Origin of the sequence: Streptomyces sp. NPDC051364, assembly GCF_040682115.1 — a bacterium.
GTDB lineage: Bacteria > Actinomycetota > Actinomycetes > Streptomycetales > Streptomycetaceae > Streptomyces.
This window is the reverse complement of sequence record NZ_JBFBAH010000007.1, coordinates 386,652-405,015: the sequence shown is the minus strand read 5'-3', so window position 1 is coordinate 405,015 and position 18,364 is coordinate 386,652. Positions and strand designations below refer to the sequence as shown.

Annotated in this window: 16 protein-coding genes and 1 riboswitch; of the genes, 13 read left to right on the top strand and 3 right to left on the bottom strand. The window is 70.0% G+C overall.

Annotation, left to right across the window (positions count from 1 at the left end; genetic code table 11):
- Positions 1-158: 158 nt before the first annotated feature.
- The 10 genes from AB0M76_RS18990 to AB0M76_RS18945 all read left to right on the top strand — a co-directional run bounded on the left by AB0M76_RS18990 (position 159) and on the right by AB0M76_RS18945 (position 10,372).
- The gene (locus AB0M76_RS18990) at positions 159-749 is read left to right on the top strand and encodes a CDP-alcohol phosphatidyltransferase family protein (RefSeq protein WP_266631309.1); all 591 of its coding nucleotides are present in this window, start codon (positions 159-161) and stop codon (positions 747-749) included.
- 100 nt (positions 750-849) lie between these two features.
- A complete protein-coding gene (locus tag AB0M76_RS18985; protein WP_365953913.1) occupies positions 850-3,345 on the top strand; it encodes a mannose-1-phosphate guanyltransferase in 2,496 nt (831 codons plus the stop codon).
- Positions 3,346-3,454: 109 nt separating this feature from the next.
- Entirely contained in the window at positions 3,455-4,363 is a 909-nt protein-coding gene (locus AB0M76_RS18980; RefSeq protein WP_365953912.1) for a DUF881 domain-containing protein, read from the top strand.
- Entirely contained in the window at positions 4,360-4,692 is a 333-nt protein-coding gene (locus AB0M76_RS18975) for a small basic family protein (protein ID WP_365953911.1), read from the top strand. The genes AB0M76_RS18980 and AB0M76_RS18975 overlap by 4 nt, the downstream gene beginning before the upstream one ends.
- Positions 4,689-5,603 carry a DUF881 domain-containing protein gene (locus tag AB0M76_RS18970; RefSeq protein ID WP_365953910.1) on the top strand — a complete coding sequence of 305 codons (915 nt, stop codon included), beginning with the start codon at positions 4,689-4,691 and terminating at the stop codon, positions 5,601-5,603. Before AB0M76_RS18975 ends, AB0M76_RS18970 begins: the two co-directional genes overlap by 4 nt.
- Positions 5,604-5,685: 82 nt before the next feature.
- The gene (locus AB0M76_RS18965) at positions 5,686-6,627 is read left to right on the top strand and encodes an FHA domain-containing protein (protein ID WP_365953934.1); all 942 of its coding nucleotides are present in this window, start codon (positions 5,686-5,688) and stop codon (positions 6,625-6,627) included.
- A gap of 72 nt (positions 6,628-6,699) precedes the next feature.
- Positions 6,700-7,464, top strand: coding sequence for a MerR family transcriptional regulator (locus AB0M76_RS18960; protein WP_365953909.1), 765 nt, complete (start codon positions 6,700-6,702; stop codon positions 7,462-7,464).
- Positions 7,465-7,528: 64 nt separating this feature from the next.
- Positions 7,529-8,002, top strand: a complete 474-nt coding sequence (locus AB0M76_RS18955; RefSeq protein ID WP_030009777.1) for a bifunctional nuclease family protein — start codon at positions 7,529-7,531, stop codon at positions 8,000-8,002.
- Positions 8,003-8,181: 179 nt separating this feature from the next.
- Positions 8,182-8,820 carry a MerR family transcriptional regulator gene (locus AB0M76_RS18950; RefSeq protein WP_365953908.1) on the top strand — a complete coding sequence of 213 codons (639 nt, stop codon included), beginning with the start codon at positions 8,182-8,184 and terminating at the stop codon, positions 8,818-8,820.
- Positions 8,821-8,899: 79 nt separating this feature from the next.
- A complete protein-coding gene (locus AB0M76_RS18945; RefSeq protein ID WP_365953907.1) occupies positions 8,900-10,372 on the top strand; it encodes a DNA polymerase IV in 1,473 nt (490 codons plus the stop codon).
- An 18-nt stretch (positions 10,373-10,390) separates the two neighbouring features.
- Here the strand turns inward: AB0M76_RS18945 and AB0M76_RS18940 are convergent, their stop codons facing one another.
- The gene (locus tag AB0M76_RS18940; protein WP_037637096.1) at positions 10,391-10,762 is read right to left on the bottom strand and encodes a PRC-barrel domain-containing protein; all 372 of its coding nucleotides are present in this window, start codon (positions 10,760-10,762) and stop codon (positions 10,391-10,393) included.
- A 113-nt stretch (positions 10,763-10,875) separates the two neighbouring features.
- Positions 10,876-10,974, top strand: a riboswitch (glycine riboswitch).
- A 198-nt stretch (positions 10,975-11,172) separates the two neighbouring features.
- Between AB0M76_RS18940 and gcvP the strand changes: the two genes are divergently transcribed.
- Positions 11,173-14,058 (top strand): aminomethyl-transferring glycine dehydrogenase, encoded by a 2,886-nt coding sequence (gene gcvP / locus AB0M76_RS18935; protein ID WP_365953906.1) that lies wholly within the window; start codon positions 11,173-11,175, stop codon positions 14,056-14,058.
- Positions 14,059-14,209: 151 nt separating this feature from the next.
- Here gcvP and AB0M76_RS18930 read toward each other — a convergent pair whose 3' ends face one another.
- Positions 14,210-14,416 (bottom strand): DUF5999 family protein, encoded by a 207-nt coding sequence (locus AB0M76_RS18930; RefSeq protein ID WP_030303831.1) that lies wholly within the window; start codon positions 14,414-14,416, stop codon positions 14,210-14,212.
- Positions 14,417-14,796: 380 nt separating this feature from the next.
- A complete protein-coding gene (locus AB0M76_RS18925) occupies positions 14,797-15,417 on the bottom strand; it encodes a hypothetical protein (protein ID WP_365953905.1) in 621 nt (206 codons plus the stop codon).
- 494 nt (positions 15,418-15,911) lie between these two features.
- On the opposite strand from AB0M76_RS18925, the gene AB0M76_RS18920 reads away from it, so the two are divergent.
- Both AB0M76_RS18920 and AB0M76_RS18915 read left to right on the top strand, forming a co-directional pair.
- Positions 15,912-17,447 carry a glutamate-cysteine ligase family protein gene (locus AB0M76_RS18920; RefSeq protein WP_365953904.1) on the top strand — a complete coding sequence of 512 codons (1,536 nt, stop codon included), beginning with the start codon at positions 15,912-15,914 and terminating at the stop codon, positions 17,445-17,447.
- A gap of 101 nt (positions 17,448-17,548) precedes the next feature.
- Positions 17,549-18,349, top strand: coding sequence for a type II CAAX endopeptidase family protein (locus tag AB0M76_RS18915; protein WP_267000690.1), 801 nt, complete (start codon positions 17,549-17,551; stop codon positions 18,347-18,349).
- Positions 18,350-18,364 lie beyond the last annotated feature (15 nt).

Sequence of the window (18,364 nt, the reverse complement as noted above, 5' to 3'; positions counted from 1 at the left end):
AGGGGGGACCCTGTGGGAGAGTAGGACGCCGCCGAACAATCATTGTAGAAAGCCCCGTACCGGGTATCCGGTACGGGGCTTTTCTGCGTTCAGGGCCGGTGCAGCTTCCTGTAGGGTCATGAGGCATCGTTCGTACGTTCAACAGTGGAGGCCCCCGGGTGGAGGTCCAGGAGACTCGGGTTCAGACGGACCGAATTTTCACCATTCCGAACATCCTGAGCATGGCTCGCCTCGTCGGCGTGCCCCTGTTCCTCTGGCTGATTCTGGAGGAGCACGACGGTTGGGCCTTGGCGGTCCTCATGCTCAGCGGGGTCAGTGACTACCTCGACGGGAAGCTGGCCCGGCGCTGGAATCAGATCAGCAGCCTCGGCCGGCTGCTGGATCCGGCCGCGGACCGGCTGTACATCCTCTCCACGCTCTTCGGCCTGACCTATCGAGACATTCTGCCGCTGTGGCTCACCGGGGCGCTGATCGCCCGTGAGCTGATGCTGCTGGTCATGGTCTGGATCCTGCGCCGCCACGGCTATCCGCCGCCGCAGGTCAACTTCCTCGGCAAGGCCGCGACCTTCAACCTGATGTACGCCTTCCCGCTGCTGTTGCTCAGTGACGGTACGGGTTGGTTGGCCTGGATGGGGGCAGTTTTCGGATGGGCGTTCGCCGGATGGGGTACAACCCTCTACTGGTGGGCAGGAATCCTTTACGTGGTGCAAGTCCGCCGGCTCGTGAAGGCGGACGCCGCGGCCGATTGAGCTCGCTCGGCGCCCGGCTGACGCGGAAGAGTTGCGGAGTCACCGTCCGGGACGGGTGAGGTCGGCGAGAACGTCGTCTCTCAAGGAGGACTCTTCCGACATGAAGGCCGTCGTGATGGCCGGTGGCGAAGGCACTCGCCTTCGCCCCATGACCTCGAGTATGCCCAAGCCGCTCCTGCCGGTGGCCAACCGGCCGATCATGGAGCACGTGCTCAGGCTGCTCAAGCGGCATGGGCTCAGCGAGACCGTTGTTACCGTCCAGTTCTTGGCGTCACTCGTCAAGAACTACTTCGGTGACGGCGAGGAGCTCGGAATGGAGCTCACCTATGCCAACGAGGAGAAGCCACTCGGCACTGCCGGCAGTGTGAAGAACGCCGAGGAGGCCTTGAAGGACGACGCTTTCCTCGTCATTTCCGGCGATGCACTCACCGACTTCGACCTCACCGACCTCATCCGCTTCCACAAAGAGAAGGGCGCACTCGTCACGGTGTGCCTGACCCGGGTGCCGAACCCGCTGGAATTCGGCATCACCATCGTGGACGAGGAAGGAAAGGTCGAGCGCTTCCTCGAAAAGCCGACGTGGGGCCAGGTGTTCTCGGACACCGTCAACACCGGTATCTACGTCATGGAGCCCGAGGTCTTCAATTACGTGGACCCGGATGTTCCGGTCGACTGGTCCGGCGATGTCTTCCCGCAGCTGATGAAGGAAGGCAAGCCGATCTACGGCTATGTGGCCGAGGGCTACTGGGAGGACGTCGGCACGCACGAGAGCTACGTCAAGGCGCAGGCCGACGTACTCGAGGGCAAGGTCCACGTCGAGATGGACGGCTTCGAGATCTCGCCCGGCGTGTGGATCGCCGAAGGCGCCGAGGTGAGCCCCGACGCCGTGCTCCGCGGGCCGCTGTACATCGGTGACTACGCCAAGGTCGAGGCAGGCGCGGAGATCCGCGAGCACACGATCGTCGGGTCCAACGTCGTGGTGAAGAGCGGGGCCTTCCTGCACCGGGCCGTCATCCACGACAACGTCTACATCGGGCAGCACAGCAATCTGCGCGGCTGCGTCATCGGCAAGAACACCGACATCATGCGGGCGGCCCGGATCGAGGACGGGGCCGTCATCGGTGACGAGTGTCTGGTCGGTGAGGAATCGATCATTCAGGGGAACGTGCGGGTCTACCCCTTCAAGACGATCGAGGCCGGCGCCTTTGTCAACACGTCGGTGATCTGGGAGTCCCGCGGGCAGGCACACCTCTTCGGCACCCGCGGAGTCTCCGGGATCCTGAACGTGGAGATCACCCCCGAGCTGGTGGTCCGGCTCGCCGGCGCGTACGCGACGACCCTGAAGAAGGGGGCGACGGTCACCACGGCCCGTGACCACTCCCGCGGCGCGAGAGCGCTCAAGCGGGCGGTGATCTCGGCGCTGCAGTGCAGCGCGATCAACGTACGCGACCTGGAGAACGTACCGCTGCCGGTGGCGCGGCAGCAGACCGCGCGGGGTACCGCGGGCGGGATCGTGGTGCGGACCTCGCCCGGAGTGCCGGACTCGGTCGACATCGTGTTCCTGGACGAGCGGGGAGCGGACCTCTCGCTCCAGCAGCAGCGCAAGCTGGACCGGGTGTACGCGCGGCAGGAGTACCGGCGGGCGTTCCCGGGCGAGATCGGTGACCTCCAGTTCCCGGGCAGCGTCTTCGACGCCTATACGGGTTCGCTGCTGCGACGGGTGGACACGACCGGGATCGCCGATTCCGGGCTCAAGGTGGTCGTGGACGCCTCCAACGGCAGTGCCGGGCTGGTTCTGCCCAGCCTGCTGGGCCGGCTGGAGGTGGATGCGCTGACGATCAATCCGGGGCTCGACGAGACCAGGCCGACGGAGACCGCGGAGTCCCGGCGGGCCGGGCTGGTGCGGCTCGGGGAGATCGTGGCCTCGGCGCGGGCCGCGTTCGGGGTGCGGTTCGACCCGGTGGGGGAGCGGATCTCCCTGGTGGACGAGCGCGGGCGGATCATCGAGGACGACCGGGCGCTGCTGGTGCTGCTGGACCTCGTGGCCGCGGAGAAGCGCAGCGGCAAGGTGGCGCTGCCGGTGACCACGACCCGTATCGCCGAGCAGGTGGCGGCGTACCACGGGACGCAGGTCGAGTGGACGACGACCTCGCCCGACGACCTGACGCGGGTGGGCCGGGCGGAGAACACGATCTTCGGCGGGGACGGCCGGGGCGGATACATCGTCCCGGAGTTCAGCAGCGTCTTCGACGGGTCGGCGGCCTTCGTCCAGCTGATCGGTCTGGTGGCACGGACGCAGCTCACCCTGAGTCAGATCGATGCGCGGATACCGCGAGCTCATGTACTCAAGCGGGACGTACCGACCCCGTGGGCGGTGAAGGGGCTCGTGATGCGGCGGGTCGTGGAGGCGGCCGGGGACCGGCAGGTGGACACCACCGACGGTGTGCGGGTGGTCGAGGCCGACGGGCGGTGGGCGCTGGTCCTGCCGGATCCGGCGGAGGCGGTCACGCACCTGTGGGCCGAGGGTCCCGACGACGCGTCCGCGCAGGCCCTGCTGGACGAGTGGGCCGGCGTGGTGGACGGCGCCGGGCACTGAGCACAGGAGACGTTGCGGACCAGCGCAGTCCGGTGGACCGGGTGAGGAGCCCCTTGCTCCCTGTCCACCGGACGGGCGCATTCGGTGCGGGCGGCGCCGACATGCGACGATGAGCGGCATGTCGCAGCCGCCCCACAACCGGAGTTCGGCGCCGGCGCCTCCGGCGCGCCCGGACGCATCCATGTCGCTGCTGACGCACGTGATGGACCACAGTCTCGACGAGGGCTATGCGGAAGCGTCGGCCCGGCGCGAGGCGGAGGGTACGGCGGGCCTGCCGCGCACCCTGAAGGCCAAGCTGGCGCTCGCCGCCGGGCTCGTGCTCGCCGCCATGGTCGTCACACTGGGTGCTGCCCAGGCGCGGATAGCCGCGCCGGTGCTGGCCAAGGAGCGGCAGGAGCTGATCGACCGGGTGCAGCGGGCCGACGAGCACGCGGACGGCCTGGAGCGGGACATCGAGCGGTTGCGGGCGAACGTCGCGGGCCGCCAGCGTGAGGCGCTCAAGCAGCACGGCGGCGACCAGGGGCAGCTCGTGGCACTGCTGGCCGGTGCCTCGGAGGTCCGCGGTCCGGGGGTCAAGCTGGTCGTGGACGACGCCAAGGGCTCCTCGTCGGGCGGCGGCGGCAAGCCGCGCGAGAACGCCGGGTTCTCGGACACCGGCCGGCTCCGGGACCGGGACATGCAGAAGATCGTCAACGGGCTCTGGCAGTCCGGGGCGGAGGCCATCTCGATCAACGGGCAGCGGCTGACGGCGCTGTCGGCGATCAGGGCCGCGGGTGACGCGATACTGGTCGACAACAGGCCGCTGGTACTGCCGTACGAGGTGCTGGCGGTGGGGGACAAGAAGCGGCTCGGGACCGCGTTCCAGGACTCCGCGGACGGCCAGTACCTGCACGCGCTGCAGGAGAACTACGGGATCCGCTACACCCTGTCCCCCGCGGACGAGCTGCGGCTGCCGGCCGCTTCGAGCCTGACCGTACGTACAGCTACAGCAGAAGAGCCGAAGAAGGGTGCATCGTGATCGCGGTACTGGGCCTGGTGGCCGGAGTGGTGATCGGACTTCTGGTCCGGCCCGAAGTGCCGGCCGTCGTGGAGCCTTATCTGCCGATCGCCGTGGTGGCGGCGCTGGACGCGGTGTTCGGGGGCTTGCGCGCGATGCTGGACGGCATCTTCGTGGACAAGGTCTTCGTGGTGTCGTTCCTGTCGAACGTGGTCGTGGCGGCGCTGATCGTCTTCCTCGGTGACAAGCTGGGCGTCGGCTCACAGCTGTCGACGGGTGTGGTCGTGGTCCTCGGCATCCGCATCTTCTCCAACGCCGCGGCCATCCGCCGGCACGTGTTCCGGGCGTGAGGCCGATGAGTACGAACGACAACCCGCCCGAGGAGCCGATGGGCTCGGAGCTGCCGCCGCAGGACCAGCCCGAGCAGGGCGCGCAGCCGGAGGCACAGCCCGACCGGCCGGCCCAGCCGGCCCGGCCCGCCGAATCCACCGAAACCGCCCCGGCCGAGGCGGCCGCCGCCGCCAAGGCCGCCGAGCCGACGCAGACCGGCCGGCAGCGGCTGGCGGAGGGGCTGTGGCCGCCGCGGGTGAGCCGGGCGCAACTGATCGTGGCGCTGCTCCTGTTCGTCCTCGGGCTGGGCCTGGCCATTCAGGTGCGGTCGAACAGCGACTCCAGCGCGCTGCGCGGGGCCCGCCAGGAGGACCTCGTACGGATCCTCGACGAGCTCGACGGGCGGACCAAGCGCCTGGAGGACGAGAAGCAGCAGCTGGAAGACCAGCGCAAGGAGTTGGAGAGCAGCTCCAACCAGGCCGAAGAGGCTCGTCGGCAGACGATCGAGAAGGAACGCCAACTCGGGATCCTGGCCGGTACGGTGGCAGCGCAGGGGCCGGGCATCACGCTGAAGATCACCGATCCCAAGGGCCAGGTGCAGTCGGACCAGCTGCTGGACACCCTCCAGGAGCTGCGGGCGGCCGGGGCCGAGGCGATCCAGATCAACGGTGTGCGCATCGTGGCGGGCTCGTTCTTCTCGGACGAGGGCGGTGGGATCGGGATCGACGGTAAGAAGATCGCACAGCCTTATGAGTTCAAGGTGATCGGCAAGGCACAGGATCTGGAGCCTGCTCTGAACATTCCCGGCGGTGTCGTGCAGACGCTGGAGAAGGAACAGGCCAACGTCGCCGTCACACGGTCGGCGAAGATCGTTGTGGATGCCTTGCGGGCTGCGAAGCAGCCTGACTACGCTCGGTCGTCATCGTCGTGATGCGGGACGAGGAGCGGACGGGCTCACGCGGGCTGATGCCTGCGGGGGGTCGGCGCACTGAAGTCGTGGTGCGTGGTGGAAACTGTCTGGTGGTTACGGACGTTGTGAGAATGTCCGGGTCGGCAGGTGTGTGCATTCGGAGTTCGTCCTGCCCCACGGGCGGGTCTGTTTCGTTCAAGGGGAATCGCCCGTGAAGTTGTTTGAGAAGCTGTTCGGAAAGAAGAACCGCGAGGAGGGTGCAGCGAAGCACCGCGCGGGGCAGGGAGAGGTGGAAGGGCAGGGCGACCGGCCGCTCTTCCGTGACGAGGTCGCCGGCGCGGGTGATGTTTCGGGCGCGCCGGGCGCGTCGTCTGTTGACCCTGCCGGTTCCGGACGCATAGGTTTCGGTGAACCATCAACCTCAAGTTCGGGTGGAGGGTTTGCCCCCGACCCGTATGCCACCAATGCCTCCGCGGGGCAGCCGCGGCGCGAGGAGCCGTCCATGTCGGCCGAGCAGGTTTGCAGCAGGTGCGGACACCGCAGCGATGCGGCCAGCCGGTTCTGCTCCAACTGCGGCGCGCCGCTGCGGGCGGGCCTGACGCCGGAGCGTGCCTCGGAGACCACGTCCACCATCTCGATCTCGGGCCTCGAGGCCTACGAGGCCGAGGTGTCCGGACAACAGCACGTGTCGTCCTCGCTGTCCCCCGAGGCCCAGGCCGCGGTGGAAGCTCTGCCTCCGGGTTCCGCCCTGCTGATCGTGCGGCGCGGCCCCAACTCCGGCAGCCGCTTCCTGCTGGACGGTGAGCTGACCACGGCGGGCCGGCACCCGCAGAGCGACATCTTCCTGGACGACGTCACGGTCTCCCGTCTGCATGTCGAGTTCCGCAGGAGCCAGGACGGCGGCTTCACCGTCGCCGACGTGGGCAGCCTCAACGGCACGTACGTCAACCGTGAGCCGATCGACTCGGTCGCCCTGCACAACGGCGACGAGGTGCAGATCGGCAAGTACCGGATGGTCTTCTACGCGAGCCTGCGGGGCGTCTGACCGCCCCCTAGGCTCCGCCTGGGGGGACCCCCACCCCGGACTCGGCCCGGGGATCCCCAGAGGGAAGGTCCCATGCTGCGTACCCCGACCGGCGGTGTCCCGAAGAGCGGCACCGCCGGCTCGCCCGGGCGGCTGGTGAGCATCGGCACGGTGCTCACCATGCTGCGCGACGAGTTCCCCGAAGTCACGATCTCGAAGATTCGCTTTCTGGAGGCGGAGGGGCTCGTCGAGCCCCGGCGCACACCTTCCGGATACCGCAAGTTCAGCACGGAGGACGTCGAGCGGCTGGCCCGCATCCTGCGTCTGCAGCGGGACCACTACCTGCCGTTGAAGGTCATCCGCGATCAGCTGGACGCGCTCGCCCGCGGCGAGCAGATCCGTATCCCCTCGCCCACGGCGCACGGGGATTCCGTCGATCCGGCCAGCCCTTCCGCCGTCTACGGTGAGGTGGGCCGGGAACGGCCGACGGCGGCCCGCGTGGGCCGTGCCGAGCTGATGGCCGCCGCCGAGGTGGACGAAGCGCAGCTCGCCGAATGGGAGTCGTACGGGCTGATCGGCGAGACTCCCGGCGGCGGATTCGACGCCGAGGCGCTCACGGTGGCCCGCCTGGTGGCGGATCTGGGCCGGTTCGGGCTGGAGCCCCGGCACCTGCGGGCCATGAAGGCAGCCGCCGACCGGGAGGCGGGCCTGATCGAGCAGGTCGTGGCACCGCTGCGGCGGCACCGCAACCCGCAGACCAGGGCGCATGCCGAGGCCACCATGAAAGAACTCGCGGGGCTCTGCGTACGGCTCCATGAGGCCTTGCTGCAGACGGCTCTCGGGGTCCGTCTGCACTGACCCCGGGGATCTTCGAGGGGGGCCCGACTACCCAAACCTGCCGGGCAGGTCCTAGGGTTGCTGTGTGAACGAGCTCGACGTTGTGGGTGTCCGGGTGGAAATGCCCTCCAACCAACCGATCGTGCTCCTGCGTGAAGTGGGAGGCGACCGGTACCTCCCCATCTGGATCGGACCAGGGGAGGCGACCGCCATTGCCTTCGCGCAGCAGGGCATGGCCCCTGCCCGGCCGCTGACGCACGACCTGTTCAAGGACGTGCTGGAGGCGATCGGCGAGGAGCTCACCGAGGTCCGGATCACGGATCTGCGGGAGGGCGTCTTCTACGCGGAGCTTGTCTTCGCCAGCGGGGTCGAGGTGAGCGCGAGGCCCTCCGACGCCATAGCGCTGGCCCTGCGGACGGGAACGCCGATCTACGGCAGCGACGGTGTGCTGGACGACGCCGGAATCGCCATTCCGGACGAGCAGGAGGACGAAGTGGAGAAGTTCCGCGAGTTCCTCGACCAGATCTCTCCGGAGGACTTCGGCACCGGCCCGCAGTGAGCCGCCGGCCGCGCCGTCCACAGGGAGTGTCAGCCCATTCGATTAGCCTTTCCCCGATATGGGGCACGGGAAACCACTCTCAGGGTGATTATCACTCGGCGTGCCGAGTGTGGCGATCGTTGACGCACCCCTGGTGACTGCCTACCTTCGAGGGGGCAGGTCAAGGACGGAGGGTCGGCGTGAGAGTCACGGGCGACGGTACGACCGGGGGCATCCCCGTGCGGAGTGACGGTGGGCCGTACCCGCTCCACGGCAGCGCGGCAGGTTCCGCGCGCCGTCAGCCGGAGGCGGCGACGATCGCAGCGGCCGGCGCGGACCCGGCACCCGAACAAGTCGGCTACCGGGGTCCGACGGCGTGCGCCGCGGCGGGCATCACGTACCGGCAGCTCGACTACTGGGCGCGTACCGGGCTGGTGGAGCCCACGGTGCGCCCCGCGTACGGCTCGGGCACGCAGCGCCTGTACAGCTTCCGGGACGTCGTCGTCCTCAAGATCGTCAAGCGCTTCCTGGACACCGGTGTGGCGCTGCAGAACATCCGGACCGCGGTCCAGCACCTACGGGACCGCGGTTTCGCGGACCTCGAGCGCATGACGCTGATGAGCGACGGCGCCACCGTGTACGAGTGCACCTCGCCGGACCAGGTCGTGAGCCTGCTCCAGGGTGGGCAGGGCATCTTCGGCATCGCCGTGGGCGTGGTCTGGCGGGATGTGGAGAACGCGCTGTCGCAGCTGCACGGCGAGCGGGTCGACACCGGCGAGACGGTGGTCGGCCACAACCCGACGGACGAGCTGGCCGCACGGCGCAACCGGGCCGGTTGAGACCGGTCCCCGGCCCGGCCGCGCATCGGCCGGGCCCGGCCCCGGCCGATTGTCAGTGGCGTAGGGCAGCATCGGGGCTGTGAGAGCCGCGCCGACCATCCTGCATCTGGACATGGACGCCTTCTACGCATCCGTGGAGCAGGCATCGAAGCCGAGCCTGCGCGGCAAGGCCGTGATCGTCGGCGGGCTCGGCCCGCGCGGGGTGGTCGCAACCGCCTCCTACGAGGCCCGCCGCTTCGGGGTGCACTCGGCGATGCCGATGGCCCAGGCGCGGCGGCTCTGCCCGAACGGCGCCTGCCTGATCCCGCGCTTCAGCCTGTACCGGGCGGTCAGCGACCTGGTCATGACGCTGCTGCGGGAGCTGTCCCCGCTCGTGGAGCCGCTCAGCCTGGACGAGGCCTTCGTGGACCTGGAGGCGGGCGGAACCGCCTTCGACGCGGAATCCGCCCTGGAGACGGGACAGCGGCTGCGGGCGGAGATCCTGGCGGCGACCGGGCTCAGTGCGTCGGTGGGGCTGGCGGGGTCGAAGATGCTGGCGAAGGTGGCCTCGGAGGAGGCCAAACCGGACGGGCTGCTGCTGATCGAGCCGGGGACGGAGCGGGCCCTGCTCGCGCCGATGTCCGTGCGGACCCTGCCGGGGGTGGGGCCGGCCACCGGGGAGCACCTGCGGCGGGCCGGGATCACCACCGTGGGGGAGCTGGCCGAGGCCGGCGAGGACGAGCTGGTCCGGATGGTCGGGCGCTCGCACGGGGTCGGGCTGTACCGGATGGCGCTGGGGCTGGACGACCGGCCGGTGGTCGCCGAGCGCGACGCGAAGTCCGTGTCGGTCGAGGACACCTTCGACGTGGACCTGCACGACCGGGTGCGGATCCGGAACGAGGTGCAGCGGCTCGCCGACCGGTGTGTGCACCGGCTGCGGGACTCGGGGCACTCCGGGCGCACGATCGTGCTGAAGGTGCGGCGGTACGACTTCTCGACCCTGACGCGCTCGGAGACGCTTCGGGGGCCCACCGACGACCCTGCGGTGGTGCGGGAGGCCGCGGCGCGGCTGCTGGAGGCAGTGGACACCACGGGCGGGGTGCGGCTGCTGGGGGTGGGCGTGACCGGACTGGCGGACTACACGCAGGAGGACCTGTTCGCGCAGTCCATGGCTGCGGAGGCGGCCTCAGCGGGCGAGGGAGGGGCCGCCGAGCCGGACGGGGCTGCGGAGGCCGCCGGGACGGGAGGGCCGGGCGGGTCCAGTGCCCCCGCTGGGCCGGCAGGGTCTGGTGGGCCAGCAGAGGCCCCCGAGGGTGTGGAGCCGGCCGGGGAGCCGGAGCCCGTCCGGGAGCGCCGCTGGGCGGCCGGGAGTGACGTACGGCATGCCGTGTACGGGCCCGGGTGGGTGCAGGGCAGCGGGGTCGGGAGGGTGACCGTGCGGTTCGAGCGGCCCGGATCGCCACCGGGCCGGGTGCGCACCTTCCGGGTGGACGACCCCGAGCTGGAGCCGTCCGATCCGCTGCCCCTCGTAGGGGAACCCGCGGTAGGGGAACCCGTACCGGAAGAGGGCTAAGCGCGGGCTAAGCGTCGCTCAGGGGGTGTCGTCGCCGTTCGCCAGGCGGCCGAAGTCGCGCTGGATGTCCGACGGGAGGGAGACGTCCAGTCCGTAGTGGTGGTAGAGCTGCAGCTCCTGTTCGGGGGAGAGGTGGCGGCCGACGCCGAAGTCCGGGGCGTCCTTGATGAGGGAGCGTTCGAAGGGGACCCGCAGGGTGTCGTCGACCACCTCGCTCGGTTCCAGCGGAACGAACGCGTCCCGGCTGAACAGGCCTGTCCGGACGGCGGCCCACTCGGGCACGCCTGTGGCATCGTCGAGGTAGACCTCGTCGACGGTGCCGATCTTGGTTCCGTTGCGGTCGAACGCCTTGCGGCCGATCAGGCTGCGCGGATCGATGTCGGTCTGCACGGTCCCTCCATATGGTCGCAACTCCTCCGTAACGACTACAAAAGTGCATTTCCGGAGTGGGGGCCACTCGAGGGAGGGCCGAGAACCTCGCTGGTAGGCTGGGTGACGGCTGTTGACCCTGTGCGGGAGAGTCCTCCGAGTGAGCATGACGGAGGCGCCGAAGGAGCAAATCCTCCCCGGAATCTCTCAGGCATACGTACCGCACGTGACGAGGCCACTCTGGAAAGCAGGGGCGGGTACCGGGTGCGCAGTGCCGGTTCCTCTCCTCACCGACGGTGAAAGCCGGAATCCGCGGGTCATCCTCGCGGCTCCGGTGAAGCTCTCAGGTTGAGATGACAGAGGGGGAGGCCGTCCGGGTGCCCGCGCCGTGGTACCCCTCGCAGGTCGTACGACCCAGGAGGCCTCCGTACATGACCGCCAACCGCATTCCGCTCTCCCAGCTTGAGCGAGGGATCCCCTTCGAGCAGCGCCACATCGGCCCGGATGCCGAGGCGCAGGCGAAGATGCTCGCCCACGTGGGCTACGGCTCGCTGGACGAACTGACCGCCGCCGCGGTACCGGATGTGATCAAGAGCGCCGAGGCGCTGAACCTGCCCGAGGCGCTGACCGAGGCCGAGGTGCTGGCCGAGCTGCGTTCGCTCGCCGACCGCAACCAGGTCCTGACGCCGATGATCGGCCTCGGCTACTACGGGACCTTCACGCCGCCGGTGATCCTGCGCAACGTCATGGAGAACCCGGCCTGGTACACGGCGTACACGCCCTACCAGCCCGAGATCTCGCAGGGCCGCCTCGAGGCGCTCCTCAACTTCCAGACCGTCGTCGCGGACCTCACCGGCCTGCCGACCTCCGGCGCCTCCCTGCTCGACGAGGGCACCGCGGCCGCCGAGGCCATGACGCTGGCCCGCCGCGTGGGCAAGTCCAAGGGGAACATCTTCCTCGTCGACGCCGACGCTCTGCCGCAGACCATCGCGGTGATCGAGACCCGCGCCGAGCCGATCGGCATCGAGATCGTCGTCGCCGACCTGTCCGAGGGCATCCCGGCCGAGGTCGCCGAGCGCGGCGTTTATGGTGTGCTCCTCCAGTACCCGGGCGCCTCCGGTGCCGTACGGGACATCAAGCCGGTCATCGACCAGGCGCACGGCCTCGGCGCGATCGTCGCCGTCGCCGCCGACCTGCTCGCCCTGACCCTGCTGACCTCCCCGGGCGCGCTCGGCGCGGACATCGCCGTCGGCACCACCCAGCGTTTCGGCGTCCCGATGGGCTTCGGCGGCCCGCACGCCGGCTACATGGCCGTCCAGGACAAGCACGCCCGCTCGCTGCCGGGCCGCCTCGTCGGCGTCTCTGTGGACGCGGACGGCAACAAGGCGTACCGCCTGGCGCTGCAGACCCGTGAGCAGCACATCCGCCGCGAGAAGGCGACCAGCAACATCTGCACCGCGCAGGTGCTGCTCGCCGTCATGGCCGGCATGTACGCCGTCTACCACGGTCCGGACGGCCTGCGGACGATCGCCCGCCGTACGCACCGCTACGCGGCCCTGCTCGCGGCCGGTCTGACGGCCGGCGGGGTCGAGCTCGTACACGGCTCGTACTTCGACACCCTCACCGCCCGGGTGCCCGGCAAGGCCGCCGAGGTCGCCGCCGCCGCCCGTGAGGGCGGGGTCAACCTGTTCCAGGTCGACGCCGACCACGTCTCCGTCTCCTGCGACGAGACCACCCTGCGCGCCGGCGTCGAGGCCGTCTGGGCCGCCTTCGGCGTGAGCGCCGACATCGAGGCCCTCGACGAGACCACCGCCGACGCCCTGCCCGAGGGCCTGCTGCGCTCGGACGACTACCTGGCGCACCCGGTCTTCCACCAGCACCGCAGCGAGACCGCGATGCTGCGCTACCTGCGCAAGCTGGCGGACAAGGACTACGCGCTGGACCGCGGCATGATCCCGCTGGGCTCCTGCACCATGAAGCTCAACGCGACCACCGAGATGGAGTCGGTCACCTGGCCGGAATTCGGCCAGCTGCACCCGTTCGCCCCGGTCGAGCAGGCCGAGGGGTACCTCACGCTCATCTCCGAGCTGGAGGAACGTCTCTGCGAGGTCACCGGCTACGACAAGGTCTCCATCCAGCCGAACGCCGGCTCCCAGGGTGAGTTCGCCGGCCTGCTGGCCGTCCGGGCCTACCACCGGGCGAACGGCGACGAGCAGCGCACCGTCTGCCTCATCCCGTCCTCCGCGCACGGCACCAACGCCGCCAGCGCCGTGATGGCCGGCATGAAGGTCGTCGTCGTCAAGACCGCCGACGACGGCGAGGTGGACGCGGCCGACCTGCGCGCCAAGATCGAGCAGTACCGCGACGAGCTCGCCGTGCTGATGATCACGTACCCCTCCACGCACGGTGTGTTCGAGGAGCACGTCGCCGACATCTGCGCCCAGGTGCACGAGGCCGGCGGCCAGGTCTATGTGGACGGCGCCAACCTGAACGCCCTGGTGGGCCTCGCCAAGCCGGGTCACTTCGGCGGCGACGTCTCGCACCTGAACCTGCACAAGACCTTCTGCATCCCGCACGGCGGCGGCGGTCCGGGCGTCGGCCCGGTCGGTGTCCGGGCGCACCTGGCCCCGTACCTGCCGAACCACCCGCTCCAGCCGACCGCGGGCCCGGAGACGGGCGTCGGCCCGATCTCGGCGGCGCCGTGGGGCTCGGCTGGCATCCTGCCGATCTCGTGGTCGTACGTGCGCCTCATGGGCGGCGAGGGCCTCAAGCGCGCCACCCAGGTGGCGGTGCTCGGCGCGAACTACATCGCGAAGCGCCTGGAGCCGCACTACCCGGTGCTCTACACCGGCCCGGGCAACCTGGTCGCGCACGAGTGCATCATCGACCTGCGCCCGCTGTCGAAGGCGACGGGCGTCAGCGTGGACGACATCGCCAAGCGCCTGATCGACTACGGCTTCCACGCGCCGACCATGTCCTTCCCGGTCGCCGGCACGCTGATGATCGAGCCGACGGAGTCCGAGGACCTCGCCGAGATCGACCGCTTCTGCGACGCGATGATCGCCATCCGCGCCGAGATCGAGCGGGTCGCGGGCGGCGAGTGGCCGGTGGAGGACAACCCGCTGGCCAACTCCCCGCACACGGCGGCGGCGCTGGGCGGCGAGTGGAACCACCCGTACAGCCGCGACGAGGCCGTCTTCCCCGGCGGGGTCACGGCGGCCGAGAAGTACTGGCCGCCGGTACGCCGTATCGACGGTGCCTTCGGCGACCGCAACCTGGTGTGCTCCTGCCCGCCGCTGGACGAGTACGACAACTGAGCCGTACGGCACTACGACACCGTGTCCGTTCGGTGACATGACATATTCGTATGACATGACGGCATGACGAAGGGGCCGGTCCGGGAGAATGATTCCCGGGCCGGCCCCTCTGCGCTCTGTTCCGTTGCGTTCACTCCGTGCTGTCGTCGGACTAGGCCGCTTTCATCACCTGCGCCGCCGCGAGCGGGCGGTGCGGGGCGATGATCTGGCCGTCCGGCAGCAGCTCACCGGTGTCCTCGAAGAGCAGGACGCCGTTGCACAGCAGGCTCCAGCCCTGTTCCGGGTGGTTGGCCACGGGCTTGGCGGCCTCCCGGTCGGCGGAGTCGGCTGACGGGCACGCTGGCTGGTGCTGGCACATGGATGCGTTCTTTCGCTGCGATGTGGTCTGTGTGCTGCGGCTCGATGCGTTGTTCATGGCCGCCCCCCGTATCAACGTCTTGGTTTGGTCAGGGTCCCAGTGTTGCCCCCCGGACTAGAGTCCGCAGGGATTTCCCGGCAGCTGTCCTCATAGATTGATGACGCATCACTCGTGCGGGCGGTTCAGCTCAACTCCCCTGTCATTTCGGGTGGTTCGCAGGTGACCCGAGTGGGCTAGACCGAATGGGTCGTACGGGTCACCGGCCCCGCATCGGGCCAGCTCAGGCCATGTCCGGACGCCGCTCGGATCATGCCCGGAACCGGCTCGGGCTCCGCTCGGGCTCCGCTCGGGGCCTGCTCGGGGCCTGCTCGGGCCCCGGGTCAGGCGGCCGGCGCGGCCAGCGACGGCGGGAGCGGCGGACTCGGCGGAGCGAGCCGGTGGGTCATCACGGGCAGCAGCTCGGACACCGGATGCGGCCGGTACGCGGCGATGCCGGGCGGGGCCGGCGCCAGCGGCACCAGCAGATCCGCCGCGGCCGGCAGCCCGGAGGAGGCGTCGGCGCCGACCGCCCCGTGCAGCCACAGCGTCAGCATGTACAGCTCCGGTACGGAGAGCAGCCGCGGCTGGTAGCTCTTGCCGAGGGATTCCGCCTGGCGCAGGGCGCGTTCGGTGGCCGCGACGTAGGGGCCCTCGAAGAAGTGGGAGAAGGCCCAGCCGTCCGGCGTCAGCCGGGTGTCCGCGGCGGCGACGTAGCGGTCGCCGCTGCGGATCAGGAACCGCCAGGCGGTCAGCCGGGTACGGGGCGGACGGCCACCCGCAGCCAGCTCCGAGATGTTCAACCGGTCGAGGACGTGGACCGGAAGCGGCAGTTCGGCGGTCATCGGACCCTGCAGCGCGCGCAGGGCCGGAGTGTGCGCCTCGTGGACGGCGGTGGGGGAACCGAGTGCCGCGAGGACGCTGCGCAGGGCGGGCGCGGGAGCCGGAGGGACATGCAGCGGCATGGTGGGTCGCCTCTCACTTGGGAGACCTGTGGATCGGGGCAGGTGCGGACGGCGCTGTCGCATTCTGGGGCCAGAGGGGGGCTGAGGGGCAATGGCCGCGCGCCAACTCTCTGCCTCGTTTGCGGAGTTTATACGACATGTGTTCACGCAGTGTTTCGGCTAGCTGTCCCGCCTATTGCCGACAAGGCGCTTACCGGTCCCGCTGACATGGCATTCATGCCGGTTGCGCGCGAACATGTCGCGCTGACCTCGGAGGTTACCGGACGGGGGCTCGGCTGGAAAGCGCCCATTATGCGGAACCGGCAAAACGCATGCGGAATTTGCATACGGTGTCTTGCCAAGTGAATGTGCCATAGCGCCCTTCGGCCAAACCGGCGCGCGCTCCCCGCCACGCACGCCCCCTCGGCGTTATCGATCACGCCGCCGGGGCATCATCGACCGTACACACGCGCCTGGGTGGCACATGCCAGGCACACTCGAGGAGGGACGCTTCGATGGGGGAGAAGGTCGTGGCGGGCGGATTCGACCTGTCCGATCGGCAGAAGTATCGGAGGAAGCTTCACGAGTGTCTGGAGGGGCTGGAGCGGCTTCTGGCGGAGAAGAGGTTCGATCGGCCCAAGAACATGATGGGGCTGGAGATCGAGCTGAATCTCGCAGGTTCCGACGGGTTGCCGAGAATGGTGAATGCCCAGGTTCTGGAGCGGATTGCGAGCCCTGATTTCCAGACCGAACTCGGAATGTTCAACCTGGAGGTGAACGTCCTTCCGCACCGGCTCGGCGGCCGGGTATTCGACCAGCTCGCCGAGGAACTGAGTGCGGGGCTCGGCTATGCCCACCGGCAGGCCGCGGAGATCGACGCCGGGGTGGTGATGATCGGCATCCTGCCGACGATCACCCGCTCCGACCTGGTCACCGCGAACCTCTCGGCGGTGGACCGCTACTCGCTGCTGAACGAGCAGATCCTGATGATGCGCGGCGAGGACTTCATGCTCGACATCGACGGGGTCGAGCGGCTCACGTGGAGCACCGGCTCGATCGTCCCGGAGGCCGCCTGCACTTCCGTACAGCTGCACCTGCAGGTGACGCCGGCCCGGTTCGCCGACGTGTGGAACGCGGCGCAGGCGGTGACCGCCGTGCAGATAGCCGTCGGCGCCAACTCCCCGTTCCTGTTCGGGCGTGAGCTGTGGCGGGAGTCGCGGCCGCCGCTGTTCACCCAGGCCACCGACACCCGGCCGCCCGAGCTCCAGGCCCAGGGGGTGCGGCCGCGGACCTGGTTCGGGGAGCGCTGGGTGGAGTCGGCGTACGAGCTCTTCGCGGAGAACGTCCGCTACTTTCCGGCCCTGCTGCCCATCTGCGACGAGGAGGAGCCGCTGCGCGTGCTCGCCGAGGGCGGGGTGCCGAGCCTGCAGGAACTGGTCCTGCACAACGGCACGGTCTACCGGTGGAACCGGCCGGTGTACGGGGTCGCCGACGGGATGCCGCACCTGCGGGTGGAGAACCGGGTGCTGCCGGCCGGGCCGACGGTCGCCGACGTCGTGGCGAACGCCGCCTTCTACTACGGGCTCGTCCGCACACTCGCCGACGAGCAGCGGCCGGTGTGGACCCGGCTGCCGTTCGCCGAGGCGGAGGCCAACTTCGACGCGGCCTGCCGGTACGGGATCGACGCGCGGCTGCGCTGGCCGCGCCGGGGCCGCGGCGGCGGCCTGGCCGGCGTGTCCGCCGTACGGCTGGTCCTGGACGAGCTGCTGCCGATGGCGGCGGCCGGGCTGGACGCCTGGGGCATCGAGCCCGCCGACCGCGACCACTACCTCGGCATCATCGAGGAGCGCTGCCAGCGGCGGGCCAACGGGGCGACCTGGCAGGTGGACACCTACCACCGGGCGCTCGCATCAGGGATGGAAAGGGACGCGGCGCTGGCCGCGATCACCCGGCGCTACAGCGAGCTGATGCACAAGGGCGATCCCGTGCACACCTGGCCCGTCGGCCTGGCGGACGAGGAGGTGAGCGCCCCGGTGCCGGTCCGGCGCTGAACCGGCCCGTCCTGCGCACGTTCCGGGTCCGGTGATCCCCTTGCCCTGCCGACGAGGCAGTATGGGGTGGACGGAAGCGGAACGGCGGGACGGAGTCGGACGTGCGGGCGGAGCCGGAGCCGGTGGTCAAGGCGTTGCACGAGGACGGGCGGCGGGGGGTCCTGCGCACCGAGACGCTGCTCGTGCTGGCGCTGTCGCTGGGGGCGAGCGCCTTCTCCTCGCTGATCAGCTTCATCGGCTCGCTGACCAAGCCGGGCGGCCTCAAGGACCAGGCCGCCACGCTCAACGGCTCGTACGCCCCCGGCCGGCCCTGGCTGGACCTGGCCTGGCAGCTGTTCGGCATCGGCACCGCGCTGGTGCCGGTGCTGCTGGTCGCCCACCTGCTGACCCGGGAGGGCGCGCCGGGGCTGCGCGTACTGGGCTTCGACCGCACCCGGCCCGGCTGGGACCTGGGGCGCGGAGCTCTGGTCGCTGCCGGGATCGGGAGCGCGGGGCTGGCCTTCTACCTGGCGGCGCGGGCGAGCGGATTCAACCTCACGGTGGTGCCGGAGGCGCTGCCGGACGTGTGGTGGAAGTTCCCCGTGCTGATCCTCTCCGCGGTGCAGAACTCCGTGGTGGAGGAGGTCATCGTGCTGGCCTACCTGCTGCGCCGGCTCGATCAGCTGGGCTGGTCGCCGACGGCCGCGCTGCTGGCCAGCGCGGTGCTGCGCGGCTCGTACCACCTCTACCAGGGCATCGGCGGCTTCCTCGGCAACATGGTGATGGGCGTCGTCTTCGTCCTGGCCTACCGGCGCTGGGGCCGGGTGGGTCCGCTCGTCGTCGCGCACGCACTGCTCGACATCGTGGCCTTCGGCGGGTACGCACTGCTCGCGGGCAAGGTGGGCTGGCTGCCGACGCCGTAGCCCACGACGGCGCGC